General features: G+C 73.0%; 12 protein-coding genes. 8 read left to right on the top strand and 4 right to left on the bottom strand.

Annotation, left to right across the window (positions count from 1 at the left end; genetic code table 11):
* Positions 1–88 precede the first annotated feature (88 nt).
* The 4 genes from K7B10_RS12715 to K7B10_RS12700 all read left to right on the top strand — a co-directional run bounded on the left by K7B10_RS12715 (position 89) and on the right by K7B10_RS12700 (position 3,056).
* The gene (locus K7B10_RS12715; RefSeq protein WP_229336199.1) at positions 89–382 is read left to right on the top strand and encodes a DUF503 domain-containing protein; all 294 of its coding nucleotides are present in this window, start codon (positions 89–91) and stop codon (positions 380–382) included.
* A 28-nt stretch (positions 383–410) separates the two neighbouring features.
* Entirely contained in the window at positions 411–863 is a 453-nt protein-coding gene (gene rbfA, locus K7B10_RS12710; RefSeq protein WP_031148855.1) for a 30S ribosome-binding factor RbfA, read from the top strand.
* Positions 860–1,768, top strand: coding sequence for a tRNA pseudouridine(55) synthase TruB (truB, locus tag K7B10_RS12705; RefSeq protein WP_229336198.1), 909 nt, complete (start codon positions 860–862; stop codon positions 1,766–1,768). The genes rbfA and truB overlap by 4 nt, the downstream gene beginning before the upstream one ends.
* Positions 1,769–2,099: 331 nt before the next feature.
* On the top strand, positions 2,100–3,056 hold the full coding sequence (locus tag K7B10_RS12700) for a bifunctional riboflavin kinase/FAD synthetase (protein WP_229336197.1): 957 nt from the start codon (positions 2,100–2,102) through the stop codon (positions 3,054–3,056).
* A gap of 90 nt (positions 3,057–3,146) precedes the next feature.
* On the opposite strand, the gene K7B10_RS12695 is transcribed toward K7B10_RS12700, so the two are convergent.
* The 3 genes from K7B10_RS12695 to eccE all read right to left on the bottom strand — a co-directional run bounded on the left by K7B10_RS12695 (position 3,147) and on the right by eccE (position 7,864).
* A complete protein-coding gene (locus K7B10_RS12695; RefSeq protein WP_229336196.1) occupies positions 3,147–5,666 on the bottom strand; it encodes an SCO5717 family growth-regulating ATPase in 2,520 nt (839 codons plus the stop codon).
* Between the two features lie 225 nt (positions 5,667–5,891).
* Positions 5,892–6,590 (bottom strand): hypothetical protein, encoded by a 699-nt coding sequence (locus tag K7B10_RS12690; protein ID WP_030859752.1) that lies wholly within the window; start codon positions 6,588–6,590, stop codon positions 5,892–5,894.
* Positions 6,587–7,864 (bottom strand): type VII secretion protein EccE, encoded by a 1,278-nt coding sequence (gene eccE, locus K7B10_RS12685; RefSeq protein ID WP_229336195.1) that lies wholly within the window; start codon positions 7,862–7,864, stop codon positions 6,587–6,589. The genes K7B10_RS12690 and eccE overlap by 4 nt, the downstream gene beginning before the upstream one ends.
* 274 nt (positions 7,865–8,138) lie before the next feature.
* Here eccE and eccB point away from each other — a divergent pair, with 274 nt between their 5' ends.
* The 4 genes from eccB to K7B10_RS12665 all read left to right on the top strand — a co-directional run bounded on the left by eccB (position 8,139) and on the right by K7B10_RS12665 (position 11,956).
* Positions 8,139–9,743, top strand: coding sequence for a type VII secretion protein EccB (gene eccB / locus K7B10_RS12680; protein WP_229336194.1), 1,605 nt, complete (start codon positions 8,139–8,141; stop codon positions 9,741–9,743).
* A gap of 11 nt (positions 9,744–9,754) precedes the next feature.
* The gene (gene mycP / locus K7B10_RS12675) at positions 9,755–11,035 is read left to right on the top strand and encodes a type VII secretion-associated serine protease mycosin (protein WP_229336193.1); all 1,281 of its coding nucleotides are present in this window, start codon (positions 9,755–9,757) and stop codon (positions 11,033–11,035) included.
* Positions 11,036–11,248: 213 nt separating this feature from the next.
* Positions 11,249–11,584, top strand: coding sequence for a WXG100 family type VII secretion target (locus K7B10_RS12670; protein WP_030859748.1), 336 nt, complete (start codon positions 11,249–11,251; stop codon positions 11,582–11,584).
* Between the two features lie 63 nt (positions 11,585–11,647).
* Positions 11,648–11,956: a WXG100 family type VII secretion target gene (locus tag K7B10_RS12665; protein ID WP_134070720.1), complete on the top strand. Its 309-nt coding sequence runs from the start codon at positions 11,648–11,650 to the stop codon at positions 11,954–11,956.
* A gap of 79 nt (positions 11,957–12,035) precedes the next feature.
* Here the strand turns inward: K7B10_RS12665 and K7B10_RS12660 are convergent, their stop codons facing one another.
* Positions 12,036–12,281, bottom strand: a complete 246-nt coding sequence (locus K7B10_RS12660; RefSeq protein ID WP_229336192.1) for a DUF397 domain-containing protein — start codon at positions 12,279–12,281, stop codon at positions 12,036–12,038.
* Positions 12,282–12,383 lie beyond the last annotated feature (102 nt).

Here is a 12,383-nt window from a genome sequence, read left to right as displayed (position 1 = left end):
CCCGGCCGTTGCGTGTACGGTTCTGGTGACCCTGCCGCGCGACGCCGGCAGGCCACCGAACCCGAACCGGCGGGATATCCGGAACTGAATGTACGTGGGGACTCTGTCCTTCGACCTGCTCCTCGGCGACGTCCACTCGCTGAAGGAGAAACGCTCTGTCGTCCGGCCCATCGTCGCCGAGCTCCAACGCAAGTTCTCCGTGAGCGCGGCCGAAGTGGGCGAGCAGGACCTGCACCGCAGGGCCCGTATCGGGGTCGCTCTGGTCAGCGGGGACGCGGGGTTCCTCTCGGATGTACTGGACCGCTGCGAGCGGCTGGTCGCGGCACGTCCGGAAGTGGAGCTGCTGTCGGTGAGACGGCGGCTGCACGGTGATGAAGACTGACTGCAAGACATAAGAAGGAGACGGACCAGTGGCCGACAATGCGCGGGCGAAGAAGCTGGCGGACCTCATCCGGGAGGTGGTGGCCGAGAAGCTGCAGCGTGGTGTCAAGGACCCCCGCCTCGGTACGCACGTGACCATCACGGACACCCGGGTCACCGGCGACCTGCGGGAGGCCACGGTCTTCTACACGGTCTACGGTGACGACGAGGACCGCGCCAGCGCGGCGGCGGGCCTCGAGAGCGCCAAGGGCGTACTGCGTTCTGCGGTCGGCCGGGCGGCGGGCACCAAGTTCACGCCCACCCTGACCTTCGTCGCGGACGCCCTCCCGGAGAACGCGAAGACCATCGAGGACCTCCTCGAGAAGGCGCGCACCTCCGACGCCCAGGTGCGCGAGGTGTCCTCCGGCGCCCAGTACGCCGGCGACGCCGACCCGTACAAGAAGCCGGGCGAGGACGACGACGAGGACGCAGCCGCGGAATGAGCACCAACGCAGGGAAGACGCCGGACGGCCTTGTCATCGTCGACAAGCCGTCCGGCTTCACTTCGCACGACGTGGTCGCCAAGATGCGCGGGATCGCCAAGACCCGCCGCGTGGGCCACGCCGGCACGCTCGACCCGATGGCGACGGGCGTCCTCGTCCTGGGCGTCGAGAAGGCCACCAAGCTCCTCGGCCACCTCGCGCTCACCGAGAAGGAGTACCTCGGCACGATCCGCCTCGGCCAGGACACCCTGACGGACGACGCGGAAGGTGAGATCACTTCCTCGACGGACGCCTCCGCGGTGACCCGAGAGGCCGTGGACAAGGGCATCGCCAAGCTGTCCGGCGAGATCATGCAGGTCCCCTCGAAGGTCAGCGCCATCAAGATCAAGGGCGTGCGCTCCTACAAGCGCGCCCGCGACGGCGAGGACTTCGAGATCCCGGCCCGGCCGGTGACCATCTCGTCGTTCCAGGTGTACGACATGCGGGAGGCGGAGGCCGAGGACGGCACCAAGGTCGTCGACCTCGTCGTCTCCGTCGTCTGCTCCAGCGGTACGTACATCCGCGCGCTCGCTCGTGACCTGGGCGCCGACCTGGGCGTCGGCGGGCACCTCACCGCGCTGCGGCGCACCCGGGTGGGCCCGTACAAGATCGACCGGGCGCGGACCCTGGACCAGCTCCAGGAGGAGCTGACCGTCATGCCGATCGGCGAGGCGGCGGCCGCGGCCTTCCCGCGCTGGGACCTGGACGCCCGGCGGGCCTCGCTGCTCGCCAACGGCGTGCGGATCGACATGCCGGACGCGTACCCCGCGGGGCGGACGGTGGCGGTCTACGGGCCGGAAGGCGTGCTGCTCGGTCTGGTGGAGAGCAAGGGCGGCAAGGCGAAGTCGCTGGCGGTCTTCGCCTGATCCGTCGATCCGCCGATCCGCTTCGACGTGGAGCGGTGAGCGCACATCGTCTGCGGCTCACCGCTCCACGACCCCCCTCGGGTAGGTCTCTATCCAGCGGGGCCCTCGTATTCACCCGTCCGGGCAGGCGCTCGGAGTGACTGGAGGGAGCGTAAGGGGGCGCTTTCGCCACTCGTGCTCCCTCCCCGCCGGGGCGCCGACCGCCCGAGATGACGGAGACAGACCCCAGCCAGATGCCGGTGCTGGCCACCGGGCACGGGCATGGCAGTCTTAGACCAGCAATCGGCAACCAGTACAAGGGCCTACACGGTTCGGGCGAGGAGCGGTCACAGTGCAGCGCTGGCGTGGCTTGGAGGACATCCCCCAGGACTGGGGACGCAGCGTCGTCACCATCGGCTCGTACGACGGTGTGCACCGGGGCCATCAGCTGATCATCGGGCGGGCCGTGGCCAAGGCCCGCGCGCTCGGCGTCCCGTCCGTCGTCGTCACCTTCAGCCCGCACCCGAGCGAGGTCGTGCGCCCCGGCAGCCACCCGCCGATCCTGGCCCCGTACGACCGCCGTGCCGAACTGATGGCCGGGCTGGGTGTGGACGCACTGCTGATCCTGCCGTTCACGGCGGAGTTCTCGCAGCTCTCCCCGGCCGACTTCATCGTGAAGGTGCTCGTCGACAAGCTGCACGCGCGCGCCGTCATCGAGGGTCCGAACTTCCGCTTCGGCCACCGGGCCGCCGGGAACGTCGCCTTCCTCCGCGAGCTGGGTGCCACGTACGACTACGAGGTCGAGGTCGTGGACCTGGTCGAGCGGGGCGAGGCGGGCGGCGGCGTGCCGTTCTCCTCCACCCTGGCGCGCAGGCTGGTCGCCGAGGGCGACATGGACGGCGCGGCCGAGATCCTGGGCCGCCCGCACCGGGTCGAGGGCGTCGTCGTACGCGGCGCCCAGCGCGGGCGCGAGCTCGGCTACCCGACGGCCAACGTCGAAACGGCCCCGCACACCGCGATCCCGGCGGACGGCGTGTACGCGGGCTGGCTCACGGCCGGCGGCGAGCGGATGCCGGCCGCGATCTCCGTCGGCACGAACCTGCAGTTCGACGCCACCGAGCGGACCGTGGAGGCGTACGCGATCGACCGGGTCGGCCTGGACCTGTACGGCCTGCACGTGACCGTGGACTTCCTCGCGTACGTGCGCGGCATGGCGAAGTTCGAATCGCTGGACGGCCTCCTCGAAGCCATCGCGGACGACGTGAAGCGGGCTCGGACGCTGACCGAGTCGTACGACGCGGAGCGCTGAGCCGGCTCGCGGGCGGCTGATCGCCCCCGAACGCGTAAGGGCCCGTACCTCCCCCGGGGAGGTACGGGCCCTTCCTGCTGCCGTGGCCGGTCAGCCGAGGCGCGGGTCGCGCGGGGGCTGCTGGGGCTGCTGCGGGTGCTGGGGCGGCTGCTGCTGGGGCTGCCAGGGCTGGCCGGGCTGCGGGTAGGGCTGGGCGTACGGCTGCGGAGGCTGCTGGTACGGGGACGGGCCCTGGGGCGGGGTGTAGGGCGGCTGGCCCTGCGGCTGCTGCGGAGGCTGCTGGTACGCCTGCGGCTGCTGGGGCTGGGGCTGGGGCTGCTGAGGTGCTCCCCAGTGGCCCTGGGGTGCCTGTTGGGCGGCGCGGAGGAAGTCCTCGGCGACGAGCGCGGAGAGGTTGAAGTACGCCTCCCGCGTCTTCGGCCGCATCATGTCGAGGTCGACCTCGGCACCGGCCGCGAGGTGCTCGTCGAACGGCACCACGACGACGCCCCGGCAACGGGTCTCGAAATGCTGCACGATGTCTTCGATCTTGATCATCTTGCTGGTCTCGCGGACCCCCGAGATGACGGTGAGGGAGCGGGAGACCAGGTCGGCGTACCCGTGCGCGGAGAGCCAGTCGAGCGTGGTGCTCGCGCTGCTGGCGCCGTCCACCGACGGAGTCGAGATGATGATCAGCTGATCGGCCAGGTCCAGGACGCCGCGCATCGCGGAGTAGAGGAGACCGGTGCCCGAGTCGGTGAGGATGATCGGGTACTGGCGGCCGAGCGTGTCGATGACGCGGCGGTAGTCCTCGTCGTTGAACGTCGTGGAGACGGCCGGGTCGACGTCGTTGGCGATGATCTCCAGGCCGGAGGGGGCCTGGGAGGTGAACCGCCGGATGTCCATGTACGAGTTCAGGTACGGGATCGCCTGGACCAGGTCCCGGATCGTGGCCCCGGTCTCGCGGCGGACGCGGCGGCCGAGTGTGCCCGCGTCGGGGTTCGCGTCGATGGCCAGGATCTTGTCCTGGCGCTCGGTGGCGAGGGTGGCGCCGAGGGCGGTGGTGGTCGTGGTCTTGCCGACGCCGCCCTTGAGGCTGATGACGGCGATGCGGTAGCAGGACATGACCGGGGTGCGGATCAGCTCCAGCTTGCGCAGGCGCTCGGCCTCGGCGGCCTTGCCGCCGAACCGGAACCCGGAGCGCTGCGGCCGCGGCTTCTGCTTGCCGCGCAGCAGGCGGTCCGAGGACAGCTCGACCGCGGCGGTGTAGCCGAGGGGCGCGCCACCGCCGGTGCCGGGACCGGGCTGGTACCGCGGGTCGTGCGGCTGCGGGCCCGGCTGGGGCCCGGAGGGCCACTGGACGTTGGCACGGGGGTCGTACTGGGGCTGCTGCTGCTGCTGGTGGGTCTGGGGCTGCTGGGGCTGCTGGGGCTGCGGCGGTACGGGCGTGGACTGCGCGGCCGGGAAGGCGTAGTCGCCCGCGTCGGCGGGCGGCTGGGCCTGCGGCATCGGCTGCGCCGGTGCGGGGGCGGGAGGGAAGCCGTACCCGTCCTGCGGCGCGGGCGCGGGCGTCGGCGCGGCAGGGCCGGGGTGCGGGGGGAAGCCGTAGCCGTCCTGGGGCGCCGGCGCGACCGGGCCGGGGGAGGGCGGGAAGCCGTACCCGTCCCGCGGTGGCGTGGTGGAGGGGAACGCGGGCGGCAGCGCCGGGAGTTCGCCTCCGGGTCCCCCGAAGGGGGCTCCCACGGGCGGGTGAACCGCGTCCGGGGGGCTGACGGGCGCCAGGCCCTCCGGCGCGGGCACGGCGTCGCGGGGCTCGTCCTCCGCGGCCGCAGCCGCGGGCTCGGGGCTCGCGAACGGGACGGGGGTCCCGTCGGGCGGCGTGTCCTGCCGCCTGACGGTGTCGGGCGCGTCGAAGGAGGCCTTGCCGAGCTGCCCGGGCGCGTCCGCGGGCTCAGGAGCCGGAGCCGGAGCCGGAGCAGGCAGCGCGGGCGCGTCGACCGGAGCCGGGAGGGCCGGGGGAGCGAAGGGGGCCGGGGCCGCCGGAAGAGGCACCTCGGCGGCGGGAGCGCCGACGCCGTCGGCAGGGAGCGCCGTCGGCGAAGGCGCGTCGACCGGTGCCGGTGCCGGTGCCGGTGCCGGGAAGGCCGCGGGCGGGGCGGCGCTGTCGGCGGGGGCCGGGAACGACGGGGGCGCAGGCATGTCGGCCGGTGCCGGTGCGGGGACCGGCGGGGGCGGCGTGTCGGCCGGGGTACCGGAGGGTGCCGGTGCCGGTGCCGGTGCCGGTGCCGGGAGCGGCACGGGCGGCGCCGCGCCGTCGGCGGCGGCCGGGACCGGCGCGGCCGGCGGCGGGAAGGGGGACGGTACGCCCGCGCCGTCCGACGGGGTGCGCGGAGCCGGCGGGGCGATCCGCATGGTCGGGGGCGAGGCCACGTCCGACGGGCGGTGGGGTTCGAAACCGCTGCCCTCGGGGAGCCCCGGTACGGGCGTGGCCGGGGCCGCACCCTGCGTGTACCAGGCAGGCGGGGTGTAGTCGATGGTGAACTCGCCCGTCACCTCGGGCTCCGCGTCGGACTGATCGTCCGTCGGGACGTCCCACGTCCCGCCGCGCCTCTCGTTCCGATCGCCGCTCACTGGTCCTCCTGGTATGTCGAACACTGGTCCGGCGCCCACCTCGACGCCGCGCCCACGCTCAGCCTAATCGTGCGCGCCGACGCCGGTGTCCGCCCCCGTGGACGGGCCGCGGGCCGGGCCCCGCGGGGCGGCCGTCGGCATCGTCCTTCCCGTCCTGCCTACAGGGTGGCCGCGTCCTGAGCAACCGTCACCGGCCCTCGCCGGGGCTGCGCCCCGGACCGCGGCTCAGTCGATGCGGCGGGAGGGGCCCAGGAGTCCGGTTTCGGCCTCCGTGCCCTGGGTCATCACGAACTGGCGGTCCCGCGGCGTGCACCACAGGGTGACCCCGTCGCCCAGGGTCGGCAGCGAGTCCACCGCCGCCCGCGGCAGGTTCATCAGACGGCCGAGCTGCTCCGCCTCGTCCGGGGACACCCGCTGGACGCCCACCAGCGAGGAGTTCTGCAGCAGCCGCGGCGCCGTCGGGCTCAGGTACGGCAGCAGGGTCAGCACCGACTGCCAGGGCCCCGCCACCACGCGCCCGCGCGGCGGCCGCATCCCGCAGTCCCGGATCACCAGCACCGGGCTGCCCGCCGACGCGCCCTGCGGCGGCACCCGGCCGACCTCGTGCAGGGTCACGCACTGCTGGCCGCCGCCCGCCGCCTGGGCCAGCCCGGACCACACCTGCCCGCGCCCGGTCTCCACCGCGACCCGCGCACCGGTCGCCGCCGCGCGCAGCGCCAGCACCTGCGCCGTCCACAGGCCGCCGATCAGCGTCACCTCGTACGGCGTCGGCCGGTTGATGCCGAGCACCGCCGGACGCCCCTCGGCGTCCACGCCGATGACGACCCCGTCGTCCCCGACGGGCAGCGCCAGCCCGTCCAGGTCCGCCGCCTGGACCACGTGCCGTTCCCGGCGCGGGCCGATCAGCCCGAAGCCGCCCCTCATCGCGCCCCTCCCAGCGGCAGCGAAGCCAGCAGCCCCGGTACCTGTTCGCGGTCGAGCCGGACCAGCCCGGTGCGCACGCCGCGGGCCGTCCGTTCCAGTTCCCGGCGGGCCGCCACGAGTTCCTCGTCACTGCGCCCCGTGACCCGTACGTGCCCGGTCAGGGTCACGCCCTGGCGCTCCGCCGGGGCCATCGTCAGGCTGAAGTTCGTCGCCAGCGCCGGCAGCGAGGTCAGCAGCGCCACGAACTGCGGCAGGGACGCCGACCCGCCGCCGCCGAGCTGCGGCCAGCGGGCTATCCAGTAGGTGGTGTGCCGCCGGTCGTCGCAGCGCCAGATCCGCGCCGTCTCCTCCGTCCGCCGGCCGGTGCTCGCGGTGCGCCCGGCCTGCGTGATCGCCATCGGGTTCGCGCACGAGGAGGTGGCCAGCGCGCCCGTCAGCTCCTGCTCGGTGAGCACGGTGGCCCGGAACCCGGCCCCGGTCAGCCGGCTCGCCAACTGGTCGGCCGCCCGCACCACACAGCGCTGGGCGCCCGCGAGCCCGCCGCCGCGCGCGGTGACCGCCTCGGGGCACAGCTCCGGGTCGAGCTTGAGCGCGATCCACGTCAGCCGCACCGCCGGGGTGCCCGTGGCGGCCTGCAGCGGCGCGTAGTTGCGGGTGGCCATCGACTGGGCCGGCAGGTGCGGGGCCGGCGCGGGCTGCGTGTGCTGCACGAGCTGCGCCGACTCCAGCCGGATGCCGTCGACTTCGAGGATGTCCCGTACGAGCCCCAGCGGCAGCGGCCGCGCGCCGCGGTCGGGCCGCAGCGCGGTGGCGTCCATGTCCACCTGGACGACGGCGGTCAGGAACGTGCCGTCACCGACCATCCCGACGGGCCGCCGGTCACGGTCGCTGAACGTGAGGGTCCGCAGTGCCGGATCGGCCTCGACGAGCGGGGCCAGCCCGGGCTCGGTGCCCGCGGGCACCGTGAAGGAGGCGGCCCGGCGGCGGCGCGCGCGCAGTTCGAGGGCCCCGCCGAGCCACTCGGGCAGGGAGCGCTGGTGGCGGCGTACGACGGCGAGCACCACCAGGGCGAGCGCCAGCACACCGGCCGGCACCAGCAGCATCGGCTCCACGACCCAGGCCACCAGCAGGGCGGCCACGGCGATCTGGAGCAGTACGAGCTGTTGCAATCGGAACGGGCCGAAGCGGCCCGGGCTCGACTTCGGATACGGCGTCACCCCGCCGCGTGCGGGTGCGGGCGCACCCGTCTGCGGCTGCGTCGCGGTGGTCATCATGCGCCCACCTCCCCTTCCCGGGGCCGTACCCCGTGAGTGCCGGAGCCGGACGCTGCCCGCCGCATGACCCCGGAATCTCCCCAATCCACCCCAACAAGCCCTGATGTCCCGAGGACCCGCGAATTCGCGCGGTCCGGAAGGCAGGAAGCGGCGGCCTCACCCTACCCGGCCGGTACCCGCCCTCCGTCAAGAGGCATAGTAGGTGCCCGGTCCGACAATCGAGGCTCGGGGACCGTACTCACCGACCGGGCCGTGCGGGGAGAAGCAGGCGGTCATGGCATCACGACGTGATGAACTCAACGCGTACACCTTTGCGAAGCGGCGCACCGTGGCCGCGTTCCTCCAGCCTTCCGCCACGGGCTCCGAGGAAGGCGCGCCGCGGCCGCTGCGCGCGGTCCTGCCCGGGCTGGTGGCGGGGGCGCTCGTACTCGCCGGGTTCGGTGCGTGGGGGATGTTCAAGCCGCAGGCCCCCAAGGGCTGGGACGAGGCCGGTACGAAGGTCATCGTGGGCAAGCAGTCGACGACCCGGTACGTGGTCCTGACGACGAAGGTGAACGGCAAGGACCAGACCCGGCTCCACCCGGTGCTCAACCTCGCCTCGGCCCGACTCCTCCTGGACCCGCAGAAGTTCAAGGTCATCCAGATCGACGACAAGGTCCTGGACGCGGGCAAGCCGCCGCGCGGGCCCATCATCGGCATCCCCTACGCCCCCGACCGGCTCCCGGCCCCGCAGGACGCGGGCAAGGCGAAGCGGTGGGCGGTCTGCCAGGCGCCGGGCGGCAACGGCAAGACCGTGCAGACCGCGACGTTCGTCCTCGCCGACCGCGAGGCGGGACTGATGGACGACGCCCGCAAGCTCACCGACACGCAGATGCTGTACGTGCAGAGCACGGGCGGGGCCAAGGAGCGCTACCTGATCGACGCCTCGGGGACGAAGTACAAGTTCCCCGAAGGCGGCGCGGACGCGGGGAAGATGACCAACGCGCTGGTCGGCAGCACCGGAGCGACCCCGCAGCAGGTCACCGAGTCGTGGCTGGCCACCCTCAACTCCGGGGACGACCTGGCCTTCCCGCAGCTGCCGGTCCCGGCCGGCACGAAGGCGGACGTCCAGGGCCTGACCACCGCCGACAACAAGGTCGGCATGGTGCTGATGGCGCAGACCGGCTCCGGCGCGCAGCACTACGTCGTGCTGCCCGGGAAGGTCGCGCCGGTCTCCGACTTCGTGGCGTGGCTGCTGATCTCGGCTCCCGCGACCGACGGCCTCAACATGCACGGCAAGCCCCACGAGGTCGACCTCCAGTCCCTCAACCCGGACACCGCGGCGTTCAAGGCCGAGGCCAAGTGGCCGCAGAAGAAGGGCGACCGGATCAACATGACGGCCGCCCCGGCGGACGCCGCCGGTGCGCAGGGCGCGTCTTCGCAGGGCGCCGGCGCGCGCGACACCGTCTGCAACGTGCTGCGCTCGGTCGACGGCCAGGGCAACCAGACGCTGAGCACGTGGGCCGGCACCGGATTCCCCATCGACATCACCGCCAGCGGGACCAGCGCGTACGTCACGCCGGGCTCGGGGCTGCTCTACACGCAGGTCCAGGGCAAGCAGACCACGGCGGGCGGTGCCCTCTTCCTGGTCACCGACACCGGCCTGCGGTACGCGGTGCAGGCCAACGGGGACAGCGACGCGGAGAAGTCGAAGATCGGCGCCCCCGACCAGCAGAACGGCCAGGCCACCGCGGACGGCCGGCCCGAGGCCAGCCAGGCGCAGATCCGGCTCGGCTACGGGACCGTCACCCCGGCCCTGGTGCCCATCGCGTGGTCCGAGTTCCTCTCGAAGGGCCCGCGCCTGGACACCAACTCCGCCCGCCAGCCGCAGGGTTCGTGAGGAAGCCGCCGATGCCGATCCCCAAGCCCCCGTCCGCGCGCGGCGCCCTCGCCGTCGCCGTCCTCGCCCTCGCCGCCCTGTCCGGTACGACGGCCGCGGCCGGCGCCGCCGCGGCGGCGACGTACCCGGGCCCCGTCCGCATCCCGGCCGCCGCCCCGCTGGAGCTGGCGGGCGCGGGCGAGTGCACCTTCCCGATGAAGAAGCAGATCGCCGACCGCCCCTGGGCCCTGCAGCGGCTGCTGCTCGACGCGCTCTGGGCGCAGACCAAGGGCAAGGACAAGAGCGGCAAACCCGTCCGCGTCGCGGTCATCGACACCGGAGTCGACCGGGCGAACCCGCAGCTCAGCGGCGCCATCGACGTCGGCGCGGGCAAGGACTTCATCGACCCCAAGGGCGGTGACGGCACCACCGACACGGTCGGCCACGGCACCAAGGTCGCCGGGCTGATCGCGGCCCGCCCGCAGGACGGCACCGGCTTCGTCGGCCTGGCCCCCGACTCCGTGATCATCCCGATCCGGCAGAACGACGGACAGGGCAAGGGCAACGCCGCCTCGCTCGGCCAGGCGATCGACCACGCGGTGGCCAAGGGCGCCCAGGTCATCAACATCTCCCAGGACACCGACGTCCCCCTGAGCGCCGACTCCGATCTCGGCAAGGCCGTCCAGCGGGCCGTCGACGCCAAGGTCGTGGTCGTGGCCTCGGCCGGCAACGACGGCATGACCGGCGAGAAGCGCAAGACCTACCCGGCGGCCTTCCCCGGCGTCCTCGCCGTGGCCGCCTCGGACCGCAACAACGAGCGGGCCGCGTTCTCCCAGCCCGGAGACTTCATCGGGGTCGCGGCGCCCGGCGTGGACATGGTCTCCACCGTCCCCGGCTTCGGCCAGTGCATCGACAACGGCACGAGCTTCTCGGCCCCGTACGTCGCCGGAGTCGCCGCCCTGCTGCGCGCCAAGCACGAGGACTGGACCCCGCAGCAGATCATCTGGCAGATCCAGGGGACCGCCGAGCGCTCGGTCAACGGCCGTGACGACTACGTCGGATGGGGAGTCGTCGACCCGGTCCGCGCGCTCACCCAGGACCACGAGACCCCCAAGGCGCCGGTCCCGGACCCCGGCCCGCCCCCGGCGGCCGCGCCCGAGGCGGCGGCGCTGCGGATGACGGAGACGGCGCAGGAGCGTGAGGAGCGGTTCGGCACGTACGCTCTCGGCATCGCGGGCGTGCTGATCGCGGTCATCGCGGGCACGGCGACGGTGGTGCGCGACGCCCGCAAGCGCCGGGGCCGTTTGCAGTGAACCGTCACAGTTCATCAACGGTAGCGGCCCACTGGTGTTGGGGCTGTCAGATGAACTGGCTAGAGTGACACCAGGCTTCACGACTGTGATCGGGGGATCGCGTGAGGCGGAGGGGATTTCCGGCGGCGCGTGACTCGCATCCGCGCCCGGAACTTCCCTTCCGCTGCGCAATCCGCCGGTTCTGCCGGCGAATTGAGAAGTGAGGAGCTTCGGATGAGCAATTTCGGACTCGCAGACGATCCGATCGTCCAGGCGAAGAACAAGATCGAGACGACGGCCCGCGCCGTCACCACCCAGTCCCGCGAGCTGGCCGACATCCTCGCCACGGTGAGCGCCGGCTGGACCGGTGTGGGTGCCTCGGGCTTCGTCTCCGCCCAGACGGTCGTCAACGAGGACCACGACGAGATCCGTCGTCTGCTCGGGGTGCTGCACAACGCGGTCGCGCAGACCAAGAATCTCAGCAACGCGCAGGACGACGACGTGCGCGCGGCGTTCAAGACGGTCCAGGCCGGCGCCGGCCAGGGCGGCTCGGGCCTCAACGGCATCTGACCTGCCGTCCAGGTCTTACGCGGCCACGCCGTTCCCACTCAACTCAGCGCGAAGGAGCACAACATGTCCGGTGACAGCGGGCACACCAAGGTCCGGTATGAGAGCGTCCAGGAGATGGCGAACCGCATCCGCGTCGTCTCGAAGAAGATCATGACGGACCTGGAGGAGATGGACCAGGCCCTCAAGGTCGTCACGGACACCTGGGACGGTGAGGCGCACCAGGCCTACGTCACCCTCCAGGGGAAGTACAAGGGCAAGGCCGACCACATGCACAAGCAGCTGGAGCAGGTCGCCACACTGATCGAGCGCGGCAAGGGCGACTACCGCGCCACCGACGTGAAGGCCTCGCGCCTGTTCACCGAGGCCTACTGAGCCCGGTCGGCAACAGCCGCATGACGAAGGGGCGCGCCCGACCGGGCGCGCCCCTTCGTGCCGTTTCGCCGTACGGGCCTCAGCGCGGTCCGCGGTCGAGGTCGAACTCCCCGTCCCTGGCCCCGAGCACGAAGGCCTCCCACTCGGCCGCCGTGTAGCGCAGGACGGTCTCCCGGTCGAGCGAGGACCGCATGGCCACCGCACCCTCGGGCAGCCGCGCGATCTCGACCCGCTCCTCGTCGGGGCTGGATCCCGGGGGGCCCTCCCACTCGACGCCGCTGATGTCGAGCGCGTACAGCTCGTCCTTCTCCTGCTGAGTGCCCATGTGCGGCCCTTCCCTCGGCGGTGCGGTGCTCCCGCGGTCTTCCCTCCCGATTATCGGCGCTCCGGCCCACCGCGGGGGAGTGTTTCCCGTCGATCACGAGAA

This window comes from Streptomyces flavotricini (assembly GCF_020639365.1).
Classification (GTDB): domain Bacteria; phylum Actinomycetota; class Actinomycetes; order Streptomycetales; family Streptomycetaceae; genus Streptomyces; species Streptomyces flavotricini.
The sequence above is the reverse complement of the archived record's forward strand: the minus strand, read 5'-3'. Positions and strand labels throughout refer to the sequence as shown.